18 protein-coding genes and 1 tRNA gene are annotated in these 24,171 nt (G+C 73.4%); 4 read left to right on the top strand and 15 right to left on the bottom strand.

All coding sequences use genetic code 11. From position 1 onward, the window contains the following. Positions 1-11: 11 nt before the first annotated feature. From JAO84_RS00275 to JAO84_RS00265, 3 genes are all read right to left on the bottom strand, one after another. Positions 12-4,931 carry a DNA-binding protein gene (locus JAO84_RS00275; protein WP_370409322.1) on the bottom strand — a complete coding sequence of 1,640 codons (4,920 nt, stop codon included), beginning with the start codon at positions 4,929-4,931 and terminating at the stop codon, positions 12-14. After that, positions 4,928-5,803 carry a DUF4132 domain-containing protein gene (locus JAO84_RS00270; RefSeq protein ID WP_370409321.1) on the bottom strand — a complete coding sequence of 292 codons (876 nt, stop codon included), beginning with the start codon at positions 5,801-5,803 and terminating at the stop codon, positions 4,928-4,930. Before JAO84_RS00270 ends, JAO84_RS00275 begins: the two co-directional genes overlap by 4 nt. Before the next feature lie 158 nt (positions 5,804-5,961). After that, positions 5,962-7,428 (bottom strand): DEAD/DEAH box helicase, encoded by a 1,467-nt coding sequence (locus JAO84_RS00265; RefSeq protein ID WP_370409320.1) that lies wholly within the window; start codon positions 7,426-7,428, stop codon positions 5,962-5,964. Between the two features lie 242 nt (positions 7,429-7,670). Between JAO84_RS00265 and JAO84_RS00260 the strand changes: the two genes are divergently transcribed. Further along, on the top strand, positions 7,671-9,533 hold the full coding sequence (locus JAO84_RS00260) for a protein kinase (RefSeq protein WP_370409319.1): 1,863 nt from the start codon (positions 7,671-7,673) through the stop codon (positions 9,531-9,533). A 221-nt stretch (positions 9,534-9,754) separates the two neighbouring features. Next, positions 9,755-10,465, top strand: a complete 711-nt coding sequence (locus JAO84_RS00255) for a hypothetical protein (RefSeq protein WP_370409318.1) — start codon at positions 9,755-9,757, stop codon at positions 10,463-10,465. Positions 10,466-10,585: 120 nt separating this feature from the next. Here the strand turns inward: JAO84_RS00255 and JAO84_RS00250 are convergent, their stop codons facing one another. Then, complete coding sequence (locus JAO84_RS00250; protein ID WP_370409317.1) at positions 10,586-11,707, bottom strand: DUF5954 family protein; 1,122 nt, start codon at positions 11,705-11,707, stop codon at positions 10,586-10,588. A gap of 153 nt (positions 11,708-11,860) precedes the next feature. Continuing rightward, a tRNA-Trp gene (locus JAO84_RS00245) sits at positions 11,861-11,937 on the bottom strand. Between the two features lie 183 nt (positions 11,938-12,120). On the opposite strand from JAO84_RS00245, the gene JAO84_RS00240 reads away from it, so the two are divergent. Continuing rightward, positions 12,121-13,371 carry a serine hydrolase domain-containing protein gene (locus JAO84_RS00240; RefSeq protein WP_370409316.1) on the top strand — a complete coding sequence of 417 codons (1,251 nt, stop codon included), beginning with the start codon at positions 12,121-12,123 and terminating at the stop codon, positions 13,369-13,371. A gap of 33 nt (positions 13,372-13,404) precedes the next feature. Here the strand turns inward: JAO84_RS00240 and JAO84_RS00235 are convergent, their stop codons facing one another. Continuing rightward, entirely contained in the window at positions 13,405-14,136 is a 732-nt protein-coding gene (locus tag JAO84_RS00235; protein WP_370409315.1) for a response regulator, read from the bottom strand. Between the two features lie 30 nt (positions 14,137-14,166). Beyond that, complete coding sequence (locus JAO84_RS00230) at positions 14,167-15,447, bottom strand: sensor histidine kinase (RefSeq protein WP_370409314.1); 1,281 nt, start codon at positions 15,445-15,447, stop codon at positions 14,167-14,169. A 566-nt stretch (positions 15,448-16,013) separates the two neighbouring features. On the opposite strand from JAO84_RS00230, the gene JAO84_RS00225 reads away from it, so the two are divergent. Continuing rightward, complete coding sequence (locus tag JAO84_RS00225; RefSeq protein ID WP_370409313.1) at positions 16,014-16,700, top strand: DUF4232 domain-containing protein; 687 nt, start codon at positions 16,014-16,016, stop codon at positions 16,698-16,700. A 101-nt stretch (positions 16,701-16,801) separates the two neighbouring features. Here the strand turns inward: JAO84_RS00225 and JAO84_RS00220 are convergent, their stop codons facing one another. From JAO84_RS00220 to JAO84_RS00185, 8 genes are all read right to left on the bottom strand, one after another. After that, positions 16,802-18,715 (bottom strand): VWA domain-containing protein, encoded by a 1,914-nt coding sequence (locus tag JAO84_RS00220; RefSeq protein ID WP_370409312.1) that lies wholly within the window; start codon positions 18,713-18,715, stop codon positions 16,802-16,804. Positions 18,716-19,138: 423 nt separating this feature from the next. Continuing rightward, positions 19,139-20,422 carry an MFS transporter gene (locus JAO84_RS00215; RefSeq protein ID WP_370409311.1) on the bottom strand — a complete coding sequence of 428 codons (1,284 nt, stop codon included), beginning with the start codon at positions 20,420-20,422 and terminating at the stop codon, positions 19,139-19,141. Further along, a complete protein-coding gene (locus tag JAO84_RS00210; RefSeq protein WP_370409310.1) occupies positions 20,419-20,961 on the bottom strand; it encodes an ArsR/SmtB family transcription factor in 543 nt (180 codons plus the stop codon). Before JAO84_RS00210 ends, JAO84_RS00215 begins: the two co-directional genes overlap by 4 nt. 267 nt (positions 20,962-21,228) lie before the next feature. Continuing rightward, positions 21,229-21,969, bottom strand: a complete 741-nt coding sequence (locus JAO84_RS00205; protein WP_370409309.1) for an alpha/beta hydrolase — start codon at positions 21,967-21,969, stop codon at positions 21,229-21,231. Positions 21,970-22,236: 267 nt separating this feature from the next. Next, positions 22,237-22,794, bottom strand: coding sequence for a TetR/AcrR family transcriptional regulator (locus JAO84_RS00200; protein WP_370416618.1), 558 nt, complete (start codon positions 22,792-22,794; stop codon positions 22,237-22,239). Between the two features lie 5 nt (positions 22,795-22,799). After that, complete coding sequence (locus JAO84_RS00195) at positions 22,800-23,162, bottom strand: DUF1304 domain-containing protein (protein ID WP_370409308.1); 363 nt, start codon at positions 23,160-23,162, stop codon at positions 22,800-22,802. A gap of 87 nt (positions 23,163-23,249) precedes the next feature. Beyond that, positions 23,250-23,663: a hypothetical protein gene (locus JAO84_RS00190; protein WP_370416617.1), complete on the bottom strand. Its 414-nt coding sequence runs from the start codon at positions 23,661-23,663 to the stop codon at positions 23,250-23,252. 19 nt (positions 23,664-23,682) lie between these two features. After that, entirely contained in the window at positions 23,683-24,057 is a 375-nt protein-coding gene (locus JAO84_RS00185; RefSeq protein WP_265865767.1) for a roadblock/LC7 domain-containing protein, read from the bottom strand. Between the last annotated feature and the right edge of the window lie 114 nt (positions 24,058-24,171).

Here is a 24,171-nt window from a genome sequence, read left to right as displayed (position 1 = left end):
GTGACGGCGCCTCAGCGGCGGCGCCTCGTACGCCGCACCTTCAGCTCCTCGAAGCGCGGGAGATCGCCGTCGAGGATCCGTTGCCAGGCCCGCGCGAACAGCTCCGCCGCCGGTTCGGTCGGCACCAGGGCGCCCAGTGCCGGCCGGCCGCCCGCGCCCACCCCGTACATCGACAGCTTCCACTGCTCGACGGGCAGGACGGGCGCCGACTGCTCCGCCCAGGCTCCGGGCAGGAACAGCGAGCGTCCGGCCCGGGCCCGTACCGCCGAGACCACCAGGTCGGTCTCCGCCAGTTCGGCCCGCGCCGCCTTGAGACGGGCCGGCTTCCAGCCCGTCCACCGGGCGGTGTTGCGGTCCGTCGGGTCGGGCATGGCGAGCAGCATCAGGTACAGCGTTGCCGCGTCGGCGCCCAGGCCGCGCGCCTCGGCGACCTCGGCCACAAGCCCGGGCACCGAACGCGACGGATCCTGCGGCCACCACATGCCTTCGTCGTCCGCCGCGCCGGCCGCGGGCGCGCCCGGGTCGGCGAGGAGCCGCGCGAACGCCGGGTCGTGCGCCCGGCGGAGCGCCGTCTCGACCCCGCTCGGCTGCTGGTCCGCGCCGCGCAGCGCCACCAGGTACGGATCGGAGCCGGTGGAGTCGAGCAGGGCGGGCCGCACCGCCGGCCGGGGCTGGCCGTCCTGCGTGGCCATGAGCACCGCGCCGTACCGCTCGTGGTCCGGAGCCGTCTCCGTCGGTGCGCCCGCCACCTTCCGGAAGTCCGCGAGGCTGACGTAGTGCCCCGCGGAGAGCAGCAGTTCGGGTGCCGCGAGACGCTGACGCACGGCGGTCAGCGCACTCGGCAGCGCCGCCCGCACCGGATCGCCGGCGGGCAGCCGGTGCGCCAGCCAGGCCGTCAGGCTCATCGAGCCGGTCAGCACCTCGGAGGTGAACGGCGCGTCGGCGGGGGCCGCCGGCGCCGGGTGGTCGCCCTCGATGCGCCACGGCACATCGGCGGCGAGCTCCGGCGACGCCGCCGGGTCGAGCAGCGCCGGGAGCGCCCGGTGCACGGGCCAGCCGCTGCGCGCGGCGCGGGCGGCCTCCGCAGCCAGCCAGTCGGGCACCTGCCGGCGCCGCCCCACCTTCTCGTTCCACACGGCGGCCGCCGCGGCCACGTCCGGGCCCTCGCTCCACAACCGCGCCGGGTCGTCGGGCAGCAGCGCCGCGAGCACCGCCCGGCGCACCTCGACCGTGAGTGCGCGCAGTTCGTCGCGGGCGTGCCCCGCCTCGGCCACCTTCAGACCGAGCATGTTGCGGAGCTCGGCGGGCAGGAAGTTGTTCTCCCAGCTGTCCACGTCGGGCATGCCCACGAGGACGATCCGGGCCAGCGCCCCGGACACACCGGTGAGCCGGCTGAACTCGTCCGCGGCCTCCGGCAGGAACGGCGCAGCCTCCGCACGGGACCCCGCCTCCTTGAGGAAGCCGGTCAGCCAGTCGGCGCCGCGCACCCGGTCGCCCACCGGCGCGTCACTGCGCACGGTGTAGGGGCCAGGCACCTCGAAACGGCCGCTCGGGTCGTGCAGCAGCGCACCGAACTCCCACCCGTCGGCGACGCCCGAGGTGTGCTCGGTGATGCCGAGCGCCGCGCCGCCGCCCAGGGGCAGCACACTGCGATGCGACTGGTTGCGCCCCTGCCCGTCCGGCGTGTGCAGATGAGCCGGCGCCAGATGGAGCAGGACCCGGCGCCAGTGACCGGCCGAGGCCGCCGTCGACGCCAGCCCCAGCGCGTCGACCCGGCCGAGGACGTCGAGCAGGGCGGCCCGGTGCGCCGGGTCGGCGCCGGGCGCCACGGCCCGGTACGCGATCGCGGCCGGCTCGTCCAGGAGCGAGGCGAACGGCAGGCCCGAGTACGGCAGCGACGGCAGATCGAAGTGCAGCCGGCCCGGCCGCGCCGTGGCGGCGGTGTCCGCGCGCACGGCCGCCAGCATCTCCAGGTAGCGGCAGGTCACATCGCTGTCCGCGCCGTAGCGGTAGTAGCCGGTGCTGACGATGCCGTGCAGCGCCTTGGCGAGCACATGGTCACTCGGGCCCTGGATCCGGGAGTCCGCGGGCGCCGCGGCCGGGTCGAGCCGCGCGGCCACGGCGTCCAGCGCCTTCTGCTGCCGCACCGCGAAGCGCAGCACCTTCACCACTCCGGCGATCAACTCGGGCGCCGAGACCTGCGGCAGCGCGGCGCGCACCAGCTCGGGCAGGTCCGCCGCGCGCTCCGCCAGCACGGCCGCCTTCAGCAGCACGCCGGCCGACTCCGCGTCGGCACCGCGCAGCGCCGCCGACCCCTGCGGATCACGTGCGCGCAGCATGTACAGGTACGGCAGCGGCGGCAGGGCCAGCGCCGCCGTCCCGTACAGCTCGTTGCGGTGGTCGCACTGGGCCGTCGTGGTGACCACGCCCTCCGGGTCGCGCAGCGCCACCTCACGCCACTGCCGGGTCAGGGCCCGCGGCCGGTCGTCGCCGGGGAACGTCAGCGCGCCGTCCGGCCGGCCGGCGCCCTTGGGCAGGGTGACGACCCGTCCGGCGGTGTCCTCGCCCTGGTGCCCGCCGTCGGGCAGCCGCACCACACGCCAGCCGAGCAGCCCGTCCGCGGGCGTCCCCTGGGCCGAGCCCGCCACCGCCGGGGCGGGCAGCAGCCGGCACGAGGAGGCGTACAGCTCGGCCCCGGGCGCGTGCCGGAGCAGCGCGTCGGCGAGGAAGCCGGGCTGCGAGCGCCTGCCGTACGCGCCGCTCACGGGGTCGTACTCGAGCCAGCCGCCCTGGTCCTCGCCGTCCCTGTTCTGCCACACCCAGTACGAGGTGCCGTCGGACAGCAGCTCGCGCTCCGCGGGCAGCTTCGTGTCACCGCTGTGCAGGACGCCGCCGCCGGTGGTGCGGCCGCCGCCCGGCAGCTGCAGGCTGAGGTGCTCCGCACGCATCGCCCAGGAGCCGCCGCCGACCAGGTCGAACACCGTGTCGGGCGCGGTGTGCCAGTAGCCCTGCGGCTCCCCGCGGCCGTACGTGCTCCAGAACACGAGGAGCGCGCCGTCCACGTAGTGGAAGCCCGTCCGCCACACCGACGTGGTGGGCACCCGCAGATCGTGCACGAGGACGGTGGAGTCGGCGTCGATGACGCGCACCTGTGTCGCGTTGGCCACGATCAGATACGGCCAGGCCTCGGCGACCGTCAGACCCTCGGTGGTGTGACGCCCGGGCGCCAGCTGCGTCAGCGCCTCCTCCCAGGCCGGCCAGCGCAGCTCCTCCCACAGACCGCCCCGCAAGGTGCGCGCCACGGTCTCGCCGAGATCGGCACCGGCGGCGGCCGCGACCTCCTCGGGCGCGAGCGCGAGGGCCTCGGCCGGCAGCCACGAAAGGCGGTGGATCGCCTGCGGCAGTCCGGGCAGGCCGGCCGCCACCGACGAGGCGGCCACCTCGCGCACCCACTCGGTGAGCATCGGACGGCCACCGGGCGAGGCGGCGAGCCGCCGCATCACGTCCGTACCGGAGGAGCCGTCGTTGTAGCTGTTCGCCCCGCGCCGGAAGGCGGGCCGGAAGCGCGGGTCGGCCGCCAGCGCGACCAGGTCCCGCGGCTCCTCGCCCCGCGCCCAGTCCGACAGGTTCAGGGCATCACGGCGCCCGTGGTGGCGGTCGGTCCTCCCCTCGGGGTCGGCGACCGCGACCCGCAGCGAGAGCAGCAGGTCGAGCAGGTTCACGTCCTCCACGCCGATCCGCAGGAACCGCTCGCCCTCCGGCCGCGCCGCCAGATCGGCACGCAGCCGCCCGGCCGCCCGCTCCACAAGCGCCAGCAGGGCGGGCGGCGTCGGGCGCGGCCCCCAACCGCGGTGCCGGGCGCCGTGGAAGCGCTCCAGCCAGCCCGCCGCCCCGTCGGCGCACTGCTCCTCCGGCGGCAGGTCCGCGTCCACAAGACCGGCGTCGGCACCCGACTCGGCCAGGATCCCCAGCCACAGCTCGGTCATCTCCCCGTTGTCCCCGGGCGGGGTCATCGAAAGGAGCGTGCCCCGCACCGACGGAACGCGCCGGGCCAGCGCGATGAGCGCGCCGCGGTGCGACTTCCACCAGCCGGCGGCCGCCCGCAACGTGGCCGGCAGCGGCAGGAGTTCGGCGAGATAGTCCTGCTCCGCCTCGCTGCCCGACAGCGCGGCCGCGCGGGCGAGCCGCTTCAGCTCCGTCGCCGCCTGGGCGGACGGCGCCAGACCGCCGGCGGTCCGGCGCACGCACAGCCGCCTGAACCGCTCGTACGCCTCGACGGGCGCGAGCCGGCCCGACAGATCCTTGCCGTAACCGGTCAGGACCTTCACCGGCAGCGCGCCGGCCAGCGCGAACTCCAGGAACACGGCGTCGAGCCGGTCCTCGTCGACCGTCAGACCGTGCTGCGCCTCGCTCGTACGGGCACGCCCGAACAACTGGCCCGCGTATGTGGCGTTCTCGACGCCCAGGAAGACCCGCGCGGCCTGCTCGTAGAAGACGGGCAGGAAGTGCGGGACGGCCGAGGCGAGCCGCCCGGCCAGCTCGTGGCAGGCGTCCAGGGCGGCCTTGGGCTTGGTCCTGGCCTGCCGGGCCAGCCGGTCCAGCTCCGGCACGACCGCGAGCGCGTGGTGCCCGTCCTCCGGATGGTGCACCAGGACCCATTCGGGGAAGCCGAGTTCGCGGCGCCGGCCGAGACCGACGACGGCCGGCTCGCCCTGCGGCTCGAGGCCGAGGAAGCCGGCGGCGAGATCCTCGGCGGGGCCGAGTTCGGCCGCGGCGAGCCGCACGACCACCCGGTCCTCGCCGAGCACCGCGTGGCGATAGGCCCGCGCGGTCAGCTCGACCGCCGAAGGCCCCGCCCCCTGCGCGTCGGCCGGGAGCACCGCGCCCGCCGCGAGCAGCTCCTTGTTGTCGTTCTCCACCGTCCCGCTCACGCGTCCCCACCCTCTTCGATCGTGCGGCCGGCGTACAGCGCAGCGGCCATGCGCATCCCCTCGGACCAGGCCACCGGTCCGACCTCCGTCAGCCGCACCGCGCGGCCGTCCTCGTCGTGCCAGCTCAGGCCGCCGGTCTCCGACTCCCCGTCCCAGTACGGCTCGCCGATCCACACCGACGCCTCCGTGCTGCGACCCCCGTCCCGCACCTTGCAGGTGGCGTAGCCACCGGACACCCGATAGCCCAGGCTCGTCGCGCGCGCCGCGAGACCGAACCGCGAGGCGAACTTCCCGCCCGCGTAGTCCCGTACCTCCGTCGCCGACTCCGGACGACCGGCCCCCGTCCCGTTCGTCCCCTCCTGCCTGGCCCAGGTCGCCCGGTGGATCTGCTCCACCTTCTGGGTGATGCCGAGGTCGGCCGCGAAGTCCCGTACGTCGTCCAGGTCCGGCAGGAGCACGGGGTGGGGAAGCGTCACCGCACGGGGCGAGAGGCGGACCGTCTCGCCGTCGAGGTCGACGACCTTCAGCTCCCCGTCGGCCGTGACGTCCCGCAGGAAGCCGACCTCGTCCGGGTCGTCGCCCACCACCGCCATGTCACGCAGCGCCGCCTGCCACGCCTCGTCCGGCCACACCCGCGCGATCAGCTCGGTCGGCACCGGGAGCGACGACACCATCCAGGCGTCCACCTGGGCCACGCACGAGGCCGCGTGCCGGTCCAGCCACTCGGCCAGCTGCTTCAGCCGGTCGACCTCGGGACTGTCGCGCAATGCCTTCGGCACCGTCTTCAACTGCCGTCCCCCGGCGCGCCGTGCCACCACACGCCCGTCCTCGAGGGTGATCTCGTACCCCTCACCCGCTGCCAGCCACGCCATCAGCCGTGCCCCTCCGCCTGTCCCATCAGATGCCGGCGCAGCCCGAACAAGGGGCGATCACGCCCCTGAACTGCGACATGTGGGGAGACTAACCAGAGCCACTGACAACGCGGCACGGCCTGTGGACAGCTGACACGGAGACAGGCGCGGGGCGCCGCCTACTTGCCGCGCCGCACCCGGGCCGCCTTGCGGGCCTCGGCCGTACGCCGCGCCTCGGCGGACTTGCGGGACTCGTTCCTGGTGCGGCCCGCCTTGCCCGGGACGGTGCCGATGCCCCGGAAGGCCGCGCCGCGCCGCCCGTCGCGGTCCGCGGAGGCGGCCGTGCCGCCGTCGGGTGCGCCCGCGGGCGCCTTGGCCCCGGTGATGCGGCGCAGCTCGGCGTCGCCCGGACGGACCTTGGTGATCCGGGGCCGGATGCCCGCCTCCGCGAGGAGAAGAGCCAGGTCACGGCGCTGATCGGGCAGGGCCAGGGTGACGACGCTTCCGGACGCCCCGGCCCGCGCCGTACGGCCGCTGCGGTGGAGGTAGTCCTTGGGATCGGTCGGCGGGTCGACGTTCACCACGAGTTCGAGGTCGTCGACGTGGATGCCGCGGGCGGCGACGTTCGTCGCCACCAGGACGTTGATCGCCCCGGTCCTGAACCGCTCCAGGGTGTCGGTGCGCTGCGGCTGGGACTTACCGCCGTGCAGCGCGGCCGCCCGCACCCCGCTGCCGACGAGGTGCCGGGTGAACCGGTCGACGGCGGCCTTGGTGTCCAGGAACATGATCACGCGGCCTTCGCGGGCGGCGATCTCCGTGGCGGTGGCGAACTTCTCGGCACCCTGGACCTGGAGCACATGGTGCTCGGCCGCGGAGCCGGTCTCCTCGGCGAGATCGGCCGCGTGGGTCACCGGATCCCGCAGGTACCGCCGGACAAGCTGCTCGACGTCCTGGTCCAGCGTGGCCGAGAACAGCATCCGCTGCCCGCCGGGCTTCACCAGGTCGAGCAGCTCGGTCACCTGGGGCAGGAAGCCCATGTCGGCCATCTGATCGGCCTCGTCGAGGACCGTGATCTCCACCTGGTCGAGACGGCAGTCCCGGCGCTGGACGAGGTCCCGGAGACGTCCCGGCGTGGCGACGAGGACCTCGGCCCCGGCCCGCAGCTCGCTCGCCTGCCGGCCCGACTGCAGACCGCCGACGACGGTGGCGACGCGCAGCCGCAGGGCCCCGGCGTACGGCGCGAGCGCCTCGCTCACCTGCTGAGCCAGCTCACGCGTCGGTACGAGGACCAGCGCGAGCGGCTTCTTGGCATCGGCGCGCCGGCCGGCCGTGCGGGCGAGCAGCGCGAGCCCGAAGGCGAGCGTCTTGCCCGACCCCGTACGCCCCCGGCCGAGGACGTCGCGGCCCGCGAGGGCACTGGGCAGGGTGGCCGACTGGATGGGGAAGGGGGTGGTGAGCCCCTGATCGGCGAGCGTCGCCAGGACCGCCTCGGGCAGCCCCATCGCGTCGAAGCGCTGCTCGGCCGGGAGCGGCGGGGCGCCGGCGCGGCCGCCGATACCGATGTCGCCGCCGGTACCGGTGTCGCCGGCGATGCCGATGTCGTCGGCGGTGCCGGTGAGGTCTCCCGTACGGGCCGAGCGGTTCATGGATGCGATGCCTTCGTCGATGGGGTGTCCACCAAGGAAAACACGGAGGGCACGGGCCCGCCGAATCCCCGGTGACGAACCATCCTTCCGGGCAACTGCCGTGAGCGGACCGCTGCGATCGGCCCTGGTGTGTGGATTTCGCGTCGAGAGATGGACCGTGCGCACTCGCACACACGCGAACCCCTACCCTGGTGCCCGCCACTTGGCGGATTTCGAACTGTGCGAAGAACAGGATGTGACAGGTGACGGGGGCGAACGGCGCGGACCTGGTCGGCGAGGTTCTGGGCGGGCGGTACCGGGTGACCGCGATGATCGGCCGCGGCGGCATGGGCGTGGTCGCCCGGGCGACGGACCAGTTGCTGAACCGCGAGGTCGCCGTCAAGGTGCTGCGGGCCTACAACGACGCCTCTCCGGCCGACCTGGCCGATCTGCGGGTCCGGATGCAGCGGGAGGCCCAGGCGGCCGCCCGTATCCGGCACACGGGCGTGGTCACCGTGCACGACGTGGTCGAGGAGCGCGGGCTGCCGGTCATCGTCATGGAGCTGGTCGACGGGCCCTCCCTCGACGACGTGCTGGCGGAGCGCGGCGCGCTGGACCCGCGCGAAGCGGCCGCGATCGGCGCCAGCCTGATGGACGCGCTCGACGCGGCACACCGGGCCGGGGTCCTCCACCGGGACGTCAAGCCCGGCAACGTCCTCCTCGAGCAGGGCGGCCGAGTCGTGCTCACGGACTTCGGCATCGCCAGCATGGACCCCTCCGGCGACGAGGCCCTGGCCAAGCTGACCCAGAGCGGCCAGATCGTCGGCTCGCTCGACTATCTGCCGCCGGAGCGCGCGCAGGGGCAGGTACCGGGTGCCCCGTCGGACATCTGGGCGCTCGGCATGACGCTGTACGCGGCCGTGGAGGGCGCTTCGGCCTTCCGCCGTACGTCGGTGTGGGAGACGCTGGCGGCCATCGTCGGGGAACCGCTGCCGGAGCCCCGGCGTGCCGGGCCGCTCACCCCGGTGCTGCGGGCGCTGATGGCCAAGGACCCGCAGCAGCGGCCCGATGCCGCGCAGGCGCGCGAGATGCTGGCGGCGGTCGCCGCGGGCGGCGTGCCGAACCTCGCGGCGGCGCCCGTACAGGCGCCTGCTCCTTCACCTGCGCCTGCGCCTTCACCCGCGCCCGTACAGGCACCGACCCTGGCGCAGGGGCAGGCTCCCGCCCCCGGACCGGGCCCGACGCCCGGCGCGGCGCCGCAGCCGTTCACGCCGCCGGGCTTCGGTCCCGCCGTCGCCGCGCCCTTCGCCTCGCCCGCCCCCGGCGCGTACGCTCCGCCCCCGCCGCCGGGCATGGCGCAGCCGGGCATGGGACAGCCCGGCATGGCGCAGCCGGGCATGGGACAGCCGGGAATGCCGGCGCCCGGCACGCCCGCCGTTTCCCGCAGCCGTTCCGAGACCCGCGCCACGGCGGACCGCGCACGCCACCGCCGCACCCGTACCGTCGTCGCGGTGGCGGCCGCCACCGTTCTCACCTGCGGCGGAGTCGCCTACGCACTCATGGACATGCGGGGCGACGAGGACGCCGCAGGGCCGAACACGGCGCTCCCCACGGCGAGCACCTCCGCCGGCGCGGGCGTGTCCGATCCGGGTGGCGCGACCGACGGGCCGACCGCCCCGGGCGACCTGACCTCCATCAGCCCCGGCGGGACGCCGGCCGGCACCCCCTCGGAGAAGCCCGAGGACCGGGAGACGGAACCCACCCGGCCGCCGAGCGGGGGAGGCGACAAGCCGTCCGGGAGCCCGTCCGCCACTCCGAAGGCCACGTCCAGTGCCACGGTGAAGGAGCCCACCCCGGTGTCGACGGCGTGCACCGGCTGGGCCCACACGAACCGCAGCAGCGGCGTGGGCCACGCGTCCCAGAACACCCACCTCTACACCGGCCCGTACGCGGAATGCTCCTATGTGACCGTGCTGAAGTCCGGCACCAAGGTCTCCTACGAGTGCTACGTCTCCAACGCCCATGCCAACAAGTGGATCTACGCCCGCATCACGGGCACGGACACGGAGGGCTGGGTCTTCGGCGACAAGTCGACCCTGGACAGCGGCTCGCTCGCCCGGTGCTAGGACCGCTGGGACGCGGTCGGCGTTCGGGCATCTTCCCCTGGCGCCTTCCCCCGGTCGGCACGGGAGTTCCCCCAGTCGGATCGCCCTCGGTGGTAGGGACGCCCCCGGTCCCGAACACTCACTGTTCGTGACCATCGGTCACCGACCGTAGGGGCGCGGGGGCGCTCCATCGGCCGTCCTCGGCGCGCCGCCCGGCGGCGCGCCCCCGAAAGGAGACAGTCATGACCGGAGTGCTCCGACGCCGTCACCGTGTCGCGTCCGCGACGGCGGCCCTGGCCATCGCGGGAACCCTGCTCACCGGCTACACCACCGCCGGCTCCGCCGAGACCGCGCCGGCACCGGCCGCGGCCGGCACCGCCTTCGGTGACGGCCCGCACGCGAAGGACCCGAAGAAGGAGATCGCGCTCTACACCACGCTGCGTGAACTGTGGGGCGACCACATGCAGTGGACGTACGTGACGGTCGACGCGTTCTTCCACAACCCGCAGGCCCTGCAGCCGTCCCTGGACCGGCTCCTGCGGAACCAGCAGGACCTGGGCGCCGCGATCGTTCCGTACTACGGCCAGGCCGCCGGAGACCAGCTGGCCGCGCTGCTGACCACGCACATCCAGCAGGCGGTGCCGGTCCTCGAGGCCGCGCAGGCGGGCGACCAGCAGGCCCTGCAGAAGGCGCTGGACGACTGGTACGCCAACGCCGAGGACATCGCCGACTTCCTCACCGCGGCCAATCCCAAGCAGTGGCCGAAGTCCGTCACGCGCCCCGCCCTGAGGCAGCACATCGACCAGACCACCGTCTACGCCACCGACCTGCTCAACGGCGACTACCCGAAGGCCATCAAGGACTACGACGCGGCCTTCGACCACATGATGATGCTGTCCGACATCCTCTCCAGGGGGATCATCGCGCAGTTCCCCGACAAGTTCTGCCGGTAGCCGGGTCTCCGCTCGCGCGGGGCGAACGCCTACTCGTGCGGGCGGTTCTCGGTCGAGCGGTTTTCCGCTCGGACCGTTCTGGAGGCGGCGGGGGAGGGGAAGCGCTGGCGCTTCGAGGTCCTACGGGGCCGCGTCCTCGTCCTCCTCCTCGGAGTCCTCGTAATGGATCACGCCGTCCTCGTCGAGCAGCGGGTGGAGCCGGCACGGATCCTGGCTGTCGAGGTCGGACGGGCGCGGGCCTTCCGGTCCGTCGGGGCCCCAGCGCAGCAGGCGGCGGATGCGGCCGATCCGGGAGACGGTGCCGTTCACCTCGATCTCGTTGAGTCGTTCCGCACGGACGCGGTCCGCCGCCTCGGCGAGCACCGCGAGTTCCTCGACCGCCGGGTCGGTGCCCTCGGCGACGAGGGTACGGGCGTCGACCGGCTTGTGAAGGTCGCCCAGGACGTCCCGCGGGATCAGGCCGCGTGCGCGTGGCTCCCACCAGACCAGGGAGAAGTCCAGGGTCCGGCGCGCGTCGTGGGCGGTGGCGTGCAGGCCGCTGCCGGTGGACCACGGCTCGTCGCCGGACCGCTCCATGATCCTGAACAGAGCGGGCATGAGCAGGACGTCGGGGTGGCTCTCCACGGCCCGCTCGGAGTCGCGCCGCACACGGGCGGGGAACCTGGTCCCGGTGTAGACGAAGGAGCGCAGTGACAGCCGCTCGGCCGCCTGGACAGGGGAGACGGGCGTGTCCGGGCCCAGCACCAGGCCTTCGTCGATGCGCGGGCTGTGCCTGCGGCGGTCCCAGTCGGGGGTGAGGGGTTCGGGGTCGGTGGGCCGTGGCGGTTCGACGTCGCCGTGCGCGTCCATGCCCGTGTACTCGTCGGCCCTCACCACGCGGTAGCGGGTGCCGAGCACGGTGAGTTCGTCGACGCGCTCCGTCTCCAGCCGGGCGACCGCCGCGAGCAGCGCGCGCCGCTCCGTTCTGTCCTCGGTGTCGTCCTTCGCCCGGAACCACAGCAGGGAGTTCAGCCCGTCACGGGCCTCCTGCGGGCCGCCATGGGTGACCTCGACGACCACCCGCCAGCACCGCCCGTCGGCCTCGCCCTGCGCCATCACCCCGAACAGCGGGCCCCGCACCGCCAGAACGTTGCTGTTCATCGCCGCGTCACGGGCATCGGCCTCGACCGCGGCCTCCACCGGCTCCACAGGAACCCTCACCACCACCGGCCATCCGGCCGGCCCCGCACCCTTATGGCTCATGCCGACATCCTGGCGGCAAACCACGCGGACGCATCACGGATTCGCCGGATTGTGTGGTGAAAGCACCACTCCGGGGTGAACGCGCCGCCGGTGCCTCACCGTCGCTGACGGGTCGCGGGCTCGGCGCGCAGGACGCGGACCTGCTGTGGATCGTGGCAGGGGTGACAGGAGTCGAACCTGCGGCATCCGGTTTTGGAGACCGGCGCTCTGGCCATCTGAGCTACACCCCTTGGTGCCTGAAGCATGGCACCCGCCGGCCCGCGCGGCCACCGAGTTTCGGTGAGCGCGATCAGGGCCAGATGGCGCAGAGGGGGCGCGGTGGAGGAGCGGCGGCGGGGGAGGGGCTCGATGCTGGGTGCATCGGACGCCTGCCGGGCCGGCAGGCGTCCGCACCGCGCCCGAGGAGGAAACACGTGCCCGTACCCGCCCCCGCAGCCGGCATCGGCCGGCGCGCTGCCCGGCGTGCCGTCGGCACGGCCCTTGTGGCCGGGGCCGTGCTGACCGGACTGCTGGCGACCCCGGTCTCCGCCGACGTACCGTCACCCGCCGCCCAGGGCCCTCACGACAAGGGCCCTCAGGGCGACGGCCCGCACGGTGGTCCTCATGACAAGGGTCTGCAGCGCGCCCTGGCCGACCTGGTGGCCGCGCCGGGCGGTCCGCCTGGCGTGATCGCCGTGCTCACCCGGGACGGTGATCGGCGGGTCTACCGGGCCGGTGCGGCGGAGCTGGGCACCGGACGCCCGCCCAGGACCGGCGACCACATGCGGATCGCGAGTGCGGCCAAGGCCTTCAGCGGAGCGGTGGCGCTCAGCCTCGTGGACCGACGGGCCCTCGCCCTCGACGACACGATCGGCAGACGACTGCCCCACCTCCCCGCCGCCTGGCACAAGGTGACGCTGCGACAGCTCCTGCAGCACACCAGCGGCCTGCCCGACTTCAGCCGGAGCCAGGCGTTCCAGGACATCGTCCGCGCCGACCCCCGCCACCACTTCGACTCCCGCCGGCTGCTGGACTTCGTCGCCGACCAGGACCTGGCCTTCAAGCCCGGCAGCCGCTACGGCTACTCGAACTCCGACAACATCGCCGTCGCGTTGATGTCCGAACAGGTCACCGGGCGCCCGTACGAGTCGCTGCTGCGCGAGCTGGTGTACCGGCCGCTCGGCCTTCACCAGACCAGCCTGCCGCAGGGCTACCGGCTGCCCCGCCCCTACCTGCACGGCTACGACACGACCCCCGGCGAGGCACCGGAGGACGTCAGCGAGGCGATCAGCGCGTCCGGCGCGTGGGCCTCGGGCGGCATCGTCTCCACACCTCGCGACCTCTCCGCCTTCATCGGCGGCTATGCCGGCCCGACGCTGCTGAGCCCGGCCACCCGCCATGCCCAGCAGGACTTCCTGCCAGGCGGCGCCTCCGAACCCGCCGGTCCGGGCAGCAACGCGGCCGGGCTCGCGCTGTTCCGCTACACCACCCGCTGCGGCACCGTCTTCGGCCACACCGGCAACACCCCCGGCTACACCCAGTTCGCCGCCGCCACCCGGGACGGCCGCCGCACGATCACCGTCTCCGTGACCAGCCAGCTCACGCTCGACCCGGCCCTGCTCGCCCGACTGCGGGCCACCGAGGAGAAGTTCGTCTGCGCCTTGCTGGACGACGGACGCCGGTGAATCGGGCGGCGCCGCCACCGCCGTACGGCGATCTCAGGCGCCCGGCCCGCCCGACCCGCCTGACCCGCCCCGCCCGCCCGGCAGCGCGGGGCCTTCGCCGACGCGCGCGATGCCCGACTCGTACGCGAACACCACCGCCTGGGCGCGGCTGCGGAGGTTCAGCTTGGCCATGAGCCGGTGGAGGTGGGTCTTGACGGTGGAATCGCTGACGCACAGGCGCTCGGCGATCTCCTCATTGGCCAGGCCCTGGGCGACCAGGCCGAGCACCTCGCTCTCGCGTCCGGTGAGCAGGCTCGTCGCGTCGCCCCCGGGCCGGACCGTCTGCTGACGCTGCTGATCGGGGACGGTGTGCTTCTGGATGAGGCGGCGGATGCGGGCCGGCGCGACCAGGAGGTCGGCGGAGAGGGTCGCGTTGACGGCGCTGAGGAGCTGCTCGGGCGGCATGTCCTTCAGCAGGAAGCCGGTGCAGCCGGCGCGCAGGGCCGCGTAGACGAACTCGTCCTCGTCGAACGTGGTGAGGACGACGATCCGCGGAGCCGGGTCGAGACCGAGGGCGAGGATCCGCTCGGCGGCGGCGAGTCCGCTGAGACGGGGCATGTAGATGTCCATCAGGATGAGATCGGGGCGGTGCTCGCGGGCCGCGGCGACGGCCTCCTCGCCGTCCGAGGCCTCCACGATCGGGCCCAGCCCGTCGACCGTGCGCAGCAGCGTGACGATGCCGGCACGGATCAGGTGCTGGTCGTCCACCACCAGGATGCGGGCCACAGCGCTCCTCGGCCTCGGGTGTCGCTCACGTCATGGTCGGCCGCTGTCCCGATCCCGATTCTGGAAGGTGTCGTTCCGCGGAGCGGCGTTCTGCTCCAGAGGGATGCGGAGGCGTACCTGGAATCCACCCCCCGGGCGGGCTTCGGCGGTCAGCGAGCCGTGCCAAATCTTCGCCCGTTCCCGCATTCCGATCAAGCCGTGCCCGGATCCGAGGGCGCTCGTGAGCGGCCCTGGGGCATCGTCCACCGCCCCCTCGTCCAGAACCGTCACGCGCAGTTCCTGGTCCAGATAGGCGACGGCGACGTCGGCGGCACGCGCCCCGGAGTGTTTGACGACGTTGGTGAGCGACTCCTGGACGACGCGGTAGGCGCACAGTTCGATCCCTGGGTGCAGGGGGCGTCGTGCCCCGGAGAAGTGCACGACGACACGCAGACCGGCCGCTTCGAGGCGCTCGGCGAGTGCGAGGATGCGGTCGATGCCGGCGAGCAGGTCGTCGGGGATCGGCGCGGACGGGTCCACGGAGACGGACGGGCCCTGTGCGCTGCTCGTCGCGCCGTTGCCGCCTCCGCCGAGATCGTACGTACGGAGCACGACCAGGAGGCGGCGCAGGTCGTCCAGCGTCTCGCGTCCGGCGGTGGCGGCGATGCCGAGCGCCTGGTGGGCCGCGGCGGGATCGGAGTGGAAGGTGTACTGGGCGAGGCCGGTCTGCAGGGTGACGATGGTCATGTGCTGCGAGATCGTGTCGTGGAGCTCGCGCGCGATCCGGAAGCGCTCGTCGAGCACCGCCCGCCGGGCCTCCTGGCGCTGCTGCTCGTCGAGCAGGAGGGTGAGCCGCCGCAACTCCGCGTTGCGCTGGGCGAGTCGGCGCTGGGTGAGCCCGACGGCGCCGGCCACGGCGGGCACGATCAGCGCCTGCACGACCGTCACGGGCCAGGGAAGCCGGCCGTACACCCCGCTGAGGGCGATGACCACAGCCAGCAGCACCGTGCCGCAGATGACCCGGCCGCGCCGCTCGCGGGCGCAGACGGAGACGAACGCCACCGCCGGACACCAGAAGTTGAGCGAGGGCTGATACCCCAGGAGCAGATATCCGGCGAATCCCGCCCCCGTGACCACGAGCACGCCGAACGCCCGCTTCTCCCGGAGCGCGAGAGGCAGGGCGATCAGCAGGGTGAGCAGGTACGCCCCCGGGCCGAACGGCCGCCACGGCGCCGGGTGGTAGAAGGTGCCGATCAGGCAGCCGGCGACGGCGAAACCGACGGCCAGGGCCACCGGCGCCAACCGTGGGCGGAGGGCCTGCAGCGCGGGCATCCGGACATGGTAGATGACGGTCCCCAACTGCTCGTTCCTCAGGGTGAGTCGAAAGTGTCGCCGGCGAGGCAGCTCTCGGCAGGCGCCGCTCCCGCCCGGTCGTGGGCGGCAGCAGCGTCCCCGTCGCCGCTCCTGCCGCCCACACCGTCGCCGGCTCCCTCGTGCGTCGGCACGTGCCGGGCCGCGGCCCGGCACGGCCGCGCTTCCCCCTGCCGAGCATGCCGGCCGGCGGGACGACCGAGGCGCCATACCCACGCCTTCCTCGTCCAGCCGGTACGCCGACCGTAGAAGAAGGCCGGCGCGGCCGGCATCCGCCGGCAGTTCACCGTTCCCGTCGACTTCTGGAGTCCCCCGCGCATCGAGGTCAACCTGAGGAGGACGGAGCGAGGCGGCGGAACCGGGGGGATACGGCGGAAGTTGGCGCGGAAGTTCAACCCCGTGTGGGACGCCGGCCCCGTCGGGAGTCCGTATCTTCTGAGACCACGACGCCCGCCGCCGGCGTGCCCTCGACAGGGCACACCGCATCACGCCACGTCGATCACGCAATCGCACACGGGGGAACCACCATGCGTACCGCACGCACGACCTTGAGGAATTACGCCCTGGGAGCGGCGGCCGTCGCCGCGCTGCTCTCGACCGCCGCCTGCAGCCCCGACGCCGGGGCGGAGGGCGCGGGGACCGCGCCGTCCAGCACCGCGAGCGCGACCCCGTCCGCCACACCGAGCGGCGGTACCGGCTCCGCCGCACCCGGCTCGGCCGCGCCCGGCTCCGCCGCGCCCAGCACCAGCCCCGGCAAGGGCGGTGACGGCGGAGGCGACGTCGGGGGCGACGGCGTCCCCGGCCCTCCGTGCACGGACGACAGCTTCACGATCACCGCGTCGACCTCGCCGCACGACTCGCTCCAGCACATCCTCCTCACAGCCACCAACACCAGCGACAAGGCGTGCGTCCTGGGCGGATACCCCGCGGTGGTCTTCGAGGACGCGCACCACCAGGCGAGCGTCATGAAGTCCCAGCTCGAGGAGTTCCTGGTCCAGCCGGGGAAGAAGGCGTACGCGGGCGTTCGCCTCTTCCGGACCGGCGTGCCGACGACCGCGGTGAAGAAGATGGGCGTCAGCCTCTCTCCGGAGGGCTACGAGCAGAATGTCCCGCTGCCCGGCGGCATGGGTTTCGTGAACATCGACAACGATCCCAAGGTCACCTACTGGACCGGCAGCGAGGACCTGGCCGTGAAGCAGTCGCTCGCCAAGTGACCTTCCATGCCTCGGTCCGAGGCTGACGTACGACGGATCCGCACCCGCCCGGCCCGGCCCCGCGTCGGGCCGGGCCGGGACGGGACGGATGCGGGGTGCTGTCAGGCGGTCCCGCGGCGCCTGAGGGCGTAGAAGGTGATGCCGCCCAGCAGGAGGACCCCGGCGCCGATGCCGACCGGCAGGGCGAGCCCGCCGACGAGCGAGCCGTCGTCCTTCGCGGCAGCACCCGCCGTGTCGCCGGCCCCATCCTGCTTGGCGCTCCCGCTCTCGGCCCCGTTCCCCGTCGCGCCCGACGGCGCGGGGCCCTGGGCGGCGTCGTCACCGAAGAAGAACACCGGGCCGTTCCCGGAACGCGGTGCGCCGGAGATGTCCACGGTCAGCGAGATCGGCACGACGATGCCCTTCGCCTCGTCGTGCGGCTCGGCGACCTGCGCCTGGATGTAGTACGTGCCGGGCACGTCGTACCCCTTCGAGTCGGGGCTCTTCGTGTCGTCCGGCGCGGTGATCTCCCACGGCCCGCAGACCCGCTCGATGTGCCCCGTCCGACCCGCGAAGAGCTCGGTCACGTCATTGTCCTCATTGCACAGCGTCTCCTCACGCATGGCGTTGTAGACGGTGACGTTCCACCCGGTGGTGACGGAGTTGGGGAAGTCGGCAGGGATGTCCACACCGCCCTTGACCGTGAGCTTCTGGCCCGCCTTCACCTCCACCCGCCAGAACGGCGCCTCGCCGACGGCGATGGACTGCCGGTGGGTGCCCGGTCCGATCGGGGTGGCGCTGTTGAAGGAGAAACCGCCCTCGGCTTCGGCCCCGGTGCGGGGCGCCGGAGTCCGGGCTCCGGCCGCCTGGGTCGTCTTGTCGGCGATGCCGACGAGCAGCTCGACGGGCATCGGCTTGTCGCCGGAGTCGGTGATGTCGTTCTCGACCATGATGCAGCCGGTGTCGTCCGGCGCGGGCGATTCGTTGCCCGCTCCGGGCCTGCTGCGGCCTCCGGTGGTGATGATGTTCGCCCACCCCATGGACTGGTCGAACTCCCTCAGCCAGGCGCGGGGTTCACCGTCGCCCGCAGGCCCGGCCGCGACGGTGATGATGGCACCGCGCCCGTACCCCTCCTCTGCGACGGCGGTGGCGCTCACCTGCAGCCGCTGGTCGGGGCGCTTCTTGACCTTGTAGTAGAGGTTGCGGCCGCCGGTGAACTTGTCCAGGTACTGGCCGGGCGCGACCAGCGGAGCGTCCTGGCAGCCGTTGAGGGAACCCTCTACCGGCTTTCCGGTGGCGCGGTAGGTGCGCCATCCCTTGCGGAACAGGGTGCCCAGATCGGCGGTGAGCGAGTCGGCGTCGTCGGCGTCCGCGTACGACCCGTCGGTCACGTCGGCGATGCACTTCAGCTGCGCACGTGCCGAGGAGGGCGTACGGAACCCGACCACGTCCACGGCGAGGTCGACGCCCTGCGCCTTGAGCTCCCGGGCGACGTCGCACGGAGGCGGCGGCGCGCAGGTGTCCTCACCGTCCGAGACCAGGACGATGCGGCGCCTGCCGCTCGTGCCGAGGTCCTTGGCGGCTTCGCGGAGCGAGACGCCGATCGGGGTGAACCCGACCGCCTTGAACCCGGCCACCCGCTGCTTGGCGTCGGCACGCGCCGCCCCGTCCATCGGCGTGACCGGCAGGACCTGCTGGGTGTCGGCACAGCCCCGCTTCTTGTCCTGTCCCGGGTACGTGGCGCCGTAGACGCGCAGTCCCAACGGGGCCTGTCCGGGGGCCGTGTCGATGATCCGGGTGACGGCCTGCTTGGCGGCGGCGAGACGGGTCTGGCCGCCGGCGTCGTTCTCGTTCATCGACCCGGACAGGTCGAGCACCAGGTCGATCCGGGCCGCGGGTTCCGGAGCCGCGGGTCCTGCGGGTGAGACGGGTGCTGCCGGGGAGGCGCTCGCGGTCGCCGCCGGGGAGAGGAGCGCGCCGACCATCAGCGCGGGAAGGGCGGCGAGCACACGTCGTCGGCGTGGTCTGCGGTACATCAAGGTGAACTCCATGAGGGTTTTCGGTCGGCCCGGCACGTGGGCACGAGCCGGTCAGGAAACGGGCGCTCGACCGGACCTCGGAGGCACTGCGGTGCCTGAGTGTCTGCGCGCTGTCGCGCGTCTCGCGGCGCTGGTGGAGCGTTGCGCCGAAGTCCGGGAGCCGGCCGCTACTCGGTGCTGCCGGAGAGGTGCGCCCTGGACGCCGGTCTGGCGCCGTCGGGCACTCCCGTGGCCGGGATGGTCGAGGACGCGGTGCCTACCTCGCGTGCCGTCATCCACACCATCGAGGCGTCCCCCTGCAAGATCGGCTGGTCGCGGCAAGTCTCGCGGCGCGCGCCCACTCTTTCCATGGTGAAAACCTGCAGACAAATCCGCGGCCGGACGTGGCCGGACGCGATCGCGTGCCTGGCCGGCTCCCGGTCAACGGCCCGCGTCGGGGGCGGCCTCCTGGGCAGGGCCCTTGGCGGTGTCCTCGGCGCCGGCGGCCTTCAGCGCCGCTTCCACCCGGCGGTTGCTGGTCATGGACGCCGTGACGGCCGTCATCGCCAGGAGGAGGACGGCGGCGGCGTACAGCGGGGTGCGGATGTCGTACGTGGTGGCCAGCCAGCCGCCGAGGAAGGCACCGACGGGGGCGGCGCACATGGCCAGCATGCGGGAGGTGGAGGCGACCCGGCCCATCAGGTGGGCGGGGACGATCGCCTGCCGGAGGGAGGGCGCGAGCACCATGGTGGCACCCATGCCGGCCCCGCAGACGGCGAGCGCGAGCCCGGCCACGTACGGGTTCGGGGCGGAGGCGAGTCCGAGGATGGCAAGCCCTTCGACGGTGGCCGTGAAGGTCAGCGCGGCGCCGGTGCCGAGCCGCCGGCCGAGGTGGGAGGCGATGCCCGCGCCGAGCAGACCGCCGGTGGCCTCCGCCGTGAGGAGCAGGCCGAAGCCGTAGGTGTCGATGCCGAGGCGCTCGCGGGAGAAGAGGGCGAGCACGGTCTCCACGGCGAGAAAGGCGATGTTCCCGACCGCCGGACGGAGCGCGAGCCCGAGCAGCACCCGGTCCCGGAAGACGTACGAGGCCCCGGCCCGTGCCTGTCGGAGCAGCGACTCGCGGGCCTCCGGTGCGGGCCGGGGCACGGCAGGCAGCGTCCGTACGAGCAGGGCGGAGAGCAGGAACGACGCCGCGTCGGTGAGCAGCGGAACCGCCCGCCCGAGCGCGAGCAGGGCGCTGCCCGCAGGCGGCCCCGCGAAGCCGGACATGGCGGTCTGGGCGCCGCGCAAGCGGGAGTTGGCGCACTCCAGGAGCGCGGGGTCGCGCCGGAGGAGATCCGGCAGATAGGCCGTGGCGGCGGTGTCGAAGAAGAGTCCGCCGAGGCCGAGCAGGAAGGCGACGGCCGCGAGCAGCGGAATGCTCAGCAGGTCGAGCACGGCCGCCGCCGCGGGTATCGCGAGCAGGACCGCCCGTGCGGTGTCCGCGATCCACATCGTGTGCCGGCGGTCCCAGCGGTCCACGAGCGCACCGCCGAGCACCCCGAAGAGCAGCCACGGCAGCGTCCCCGCTGCCGTGACGACGGCGAGCGCCATCGGGTCCCGCGTCAAGGTCAGCGCGATCAGCGGCAGCGCGGCGTGGGTGACCCCGTCACCGAGCGAGGAGACCGTCTGCGCGGTCCACAGCCGTCCGAACCCGGTCGGCAACTTCCGTATGTCTGAGGTCACTTGGCGCCCCCCTCTACCTGCTGCTCGGGCCGTGCCGGGTGGAACAGCGCGAAGACGAGCGACGTGTCCGGCAGCGACGGATCGGACAGCTCCCGGTACTCCTCCGCCAGAGCCTGCAGCCGCGCCCCCAGCTCCGCGAACTGCTCGTCGGTGAGCCGCAGATGCGCCATCCCCACGTGCCGCTCGCCGGCCGCCGGCGACGCCTCCAGGTCCGCCACCGCGTGCCGCATCAGCACGTCCGGGCCTCCCTGGCCCGGATCAGGCAGCACGATCGACCGCGCGGCCATCGCGTAGTACCGCTCGGTGACGCCCCGGACCTTCCGGGTCCGCACCACCTTCACCAGGCCGGCCCGCTCCAGGAGCCGTACGTGGTAGCTGGAACTCCCCTTCGCGAGGCCCACTCGCTCGGCGATCTGGGTGATCGTCGCGGGCTCGAAGCGGAGCACGGCCATGATCCGGTGACGCGTGAGGTTGGAGACGGCGCGCAGTTGTTCGTCGGTGGTGACGTGAAAGGTCTCGGGCTGATCGTCCGCAGTCATGCGAGCAATGGTCAACGATTCTTGACCATTAGGCAAGGGGGTATCTCCGCGAGGTGCGCGGGGCCGTTGCCGGGCGAGGCCGGGGGTGGTCTTCCGGAGGCGACAGACCGTCAGGCGATCCCGTCCCGACCGGTCTCCCGGACAGCCGATCGCGGCGGTACCGCCGAGGGCCGGTACCGCCGCGATCGGGGCGGCTACGCAGGAGGCCGACCCCTTACCGCCGACCGCCTACCGTCCGGCGAACGGCCGCGGGGCCGGCCCCCCGGCTCAGCGCAGATGCCGGGTGAAGAACCGGGCCGCGGCTTCCCCCGCGTACGCGGGGACGCCGGTGTGCCCGCCCATGTTGGCGTGCAGGGACTTCTCCTTGGAGCCGAAGGCGTCGAACATGTCCAGGGCGGCCTGCCGGTCGTTCCCTTCGTCGTCCCACTGCAACAGGACGTGCAGCGGAATGGTGACCCGACGGGCCTCCTCGAACATGGCGCGCGGGATGAAGCTGCCGGCGAAGAGGCCGGCGGCCACGATGCGCGGTTCGACCACCGCGAGCCGGACGCCGATGGAGATCACGCCGCCCGAGTACCCGACCGGGCCGCCGAGCTCGGGCAGCGCCAGCAGGGCGTCGAGAGCGGCCTGCCATTCCGGAACCGCCCTGTCGACGAGCGGCAGGATGACGGCGTCGACGATCTCGTCACCGACCGGCTCGCCGGCCGCCAGAGCCTGCCGCAGCTCGGCTCGGGCCTGCTCGGCGGCGGGCCAATGGGGCCGGTCACCGCTGCCGGGGAGCTCGATGGTGGCCGAGGCGAAGCCGTCGGCCGCGGCGTGCCGGGCCCGCTCCGCCAGCCGGGGGTACATCTTGTCGAGCCCGAGCGTGGGGTGCCCGAGCAGGATCAGCGGCACCGGTGCGGACGGGGACGCCGAGGCGGGCGTCCACAGGATTCCGGGGATCTCGCCGAGGGTGAAGCGGCGCTCTAGAACACCGTCGTCGAGGTGCTGCTGGGAAGTGAAGTGCATGGGTCATGCCTTTCGGGAGTGCACTGATGCGGCGCTCCCGGACGACGACCTATCGCCCGACCGTGACCCCGGAAGGGAGCACCCATGTCGATACTGTGTTCACGGGTACCACCTCCTCGTTCTGCTGCACGGCCTCCGGAAACGTAACAGCGGTCGTCACGGTTGCCAAATGGATTTCCGAGGCGCCGCCGATCCGCCGGCCCGGCCGGCCTACGGCGGGCGCTCCTCGCCACGCTCTCGAGGTCCACGGACTCCTGACGACCGAGGTCAGTTCAGTGGGGTGCGGTGCAGGTTGACGAGCAGGCGCCAGACCCGCTGGGCGATCTCGGCGGGGGAGGCCTCGATGAGGCCGTGCAGCCAGTCGGCGAGCACCCCGGCGAAGGTCGCGGCCACGGCGGAGGCGACCAGGTCGGGTTCGGGCGCGCCGGCCAGGGCGCGCTCGGTGCGGCTGCGGGCGCGCAGATCCTGGTGCAGCACCTGGCCGAGCGGGCCGCTGCCGCCCGGGCGCAGCAGCTCCCGGTAGAGCGCGGCGTGCGGGGCGAGACGCTCGAAGAAGGCGGGCAGGGCCGGCGGCGGGGTGACGGGGTCGGGTACACCGCGCCACGCGTGGAGGGCGTCCACGGCTTCGCGGACGATGTCGGCGCAGGCGTCGACGGCGAGCGCCTCCAGGTCCGCGTAGTGGAGGTAGAAGGTCGCACGGCCGACCCCCGCCCGGCGCACCAGCGCGGCGACGCTGACCTCCGCCAGCGGGCGCTGGGCGCACTCCTCCAGGAGCGCGCGGCGCAGCGTGGCCCGTGTCCGCGCCGTACGGGGATCCGCGGGCACTTCGGTCACCGGGCGAGCAGGACGGCCGCCAGGGCCAGCGCGCCGGGCAGCGCCTGGGCGACGAAGATGCGCCGATTGGCGGTGAAGCCGCCGTACAGCCCGGCGACGAGCACGCAGACGAGGAAGAAGACCTGGACCCGGAACCCGGTCGGATCCCCGGCGATCAGCCCCCAGACAAGGCCGGCGGCCAGGAAGCCGTTGTAGAGGCCCTGGTTCGCGGCGAGCGGCGCGGTGGCGCGGGCCATCTCCGCGTCGAAGCCGGAGAGGTTACGGCCCGGCTTCCGCTCCCACAGGAACATCTCCAGAACCAGGATGTACGCGTGCAGCGCGGCCACCAGCGCGACCAGTACGTTCGCGGTTGTCTCCACGGATACCCCACTCCTCATACTTCATGGACGGGTGTCCAGCATACATGGACACCCGTCCATGAAGTCAGGTGTGGCCGCGGCCCCGGCTCAGAGCCCGTACGCCTTGACCACCCGCCGGGCCTGGGCGAAGAGCATGCCCACGTTCACCGACTTGCGGCAGACGACCACCGCGACCACGTCCTGGCTCTCCGTCATGCGGATGAACAGATGGGTCAGATTGGCGCTGTTGACGAGGATCTCCTGGAAGTAGTGTTGGTCGTTGGCGACCCCGCGACGCTCCTTGAACACGTCCTCGATCAGGACCACGGTGCGGCCCTGGAACAGGTCGAGGGTGGCTCCCGCGAGCAGGTCCAGGACCTCCGGAGGGTGGCTGTCGACGGTCTCGTAGGACAGGAGCATCCCCGTCCCCATGTCGACCACCCCGGCCGCGACGCAGTCGGGGGCATCGGCGCGCAGCTCCTTCACCAGCCCCTGGATCGCGTCCGAGAATCCCTGTGCCACAGGCTTCGTCACCTCGTCGTCACTTCCTTCCGGACAGAATGGCTTCGACCCGCTTCAGTACGGGTTGGGATTCGAGGTGGAGCCGCTCCAGGTCCATTCCCTCGTCGCCCAGGACGACCATCAGCGCCGTGTCGGCCACGGCGTAGACCGCCGCGCAGCCGGTGGTGCCGTACGCCACGGTCCGGCGCAGCGCCCCTCGGCCGGTCGCGCCGGTGGTCCGGCGGGCGAGGCCGAGACTGGCCGCGGCGAGGGCGGCCAGACCGTTGGGTTCTATGCCGTCCTCGGTGTCGGCCGCGATGAGGATGCCGTCGACGGCCGCCAGGGCCGTGTCGGTGATGCCGGGAATCTGGTCCCGCAGCCCTCTCATCTCACCGGTCAATGCCTCATGGTCCATTCGGTTTCCCTTCGCACCTGTTCCTGGCTTCCCCGAGCACCCATGGGCCGGTGGCCCTGGCGTTCACCACTCGGGTACGGCCCCGTATCCGGGGCCCGTCAACCCGTCACGGAG

This window comes from Streptomyces fradiae, assembly GCF_041270065.1.
Classification (GTDB): domain Bacteria; phylum Actinomycetota; class Actinomycetes; order Streptomycetales; family Streptomycetaceae; genus Streptomyces.
This window is presented reverse-complemented; position numbering and strand designations above follow the sequence as displayed.

Excerpts from the sequence above, each read along its gene's own strand:
- JAO84_RS00270 (WP_370409321.1), bottom strand. The coding sequence starts at position 5,803 with ATGGCGTGGCTGGCAGCGGGTGAGGGGTACGAGATCACCCTCGAGGAC.
- JAO84_RS00265 (WP_370409320.1), bottom strand. The coding sequence starts at position 7,428 with ATGAACCGCTCGGCCCGTACGGGAGACCTCACCGGCACCGCCGACGAC.
- JAO84_RS00255 (WP_370409318.1), top strand. The coding sequence starts at position 9,755 with ATGACCGGAGTGCTCCGACGCCGTCACCGTGTCGCGTCCGCGACGGCG.
- JAO84_RS00250 (WP_370409317.1), bottom strand. The coding sequence starts at position 11,707 with ATGAGCCATAAGGGTGCGGGGCCGGCCGGATGGCCGGTGGTGGTGAGG.
- JAO84_RS00230 (WP_370409314.1), bottom strand. The coding sequence starts at position 15,447 with ATGCCCGCGCTGCAGGCCCTCCGCCCACGGTTGGCGCCGGTGGCCCTG.
- JAO84_RS00225 (WP_370409313.1), top strand. The coding sequence starts at position 16,014 with ATGCGTACCGCACGCACGACCTTGAGGAATTACGCCCTGGGAGCGGCG.
- JAO84_RS00220 (WP_370409312.1), bottom strand. The coding sequence starts at position 18,715 with ATGTACCGCAGACCACGCCGACGACGTGTGCTCGCCGCCCTTCCCGCG.
- JAO84_RS00210 (WP_370409310.1), bottom strand. The coding sequence starts at position 20,961 with ATGACTGCGGACGATCAGCCCGAGACCTTTCACGTCACCACCGACGAA.
- JAO84_RS00205 (WP_370409309.1), bottom strand. The coding sequence starts at position 21,969 with ATGCACTTCACTTCCCAGCAGCACCTCGACGACGGTGTTCTAGAGCGC.
- JAO84_RS00185 (WP_265865767.1), bottom strand. The coding sequence starts at position 24,057 with ATGGACCATGAGGCATTGACCGGTGAGATGAGAGGGCTGCGGGACCAG.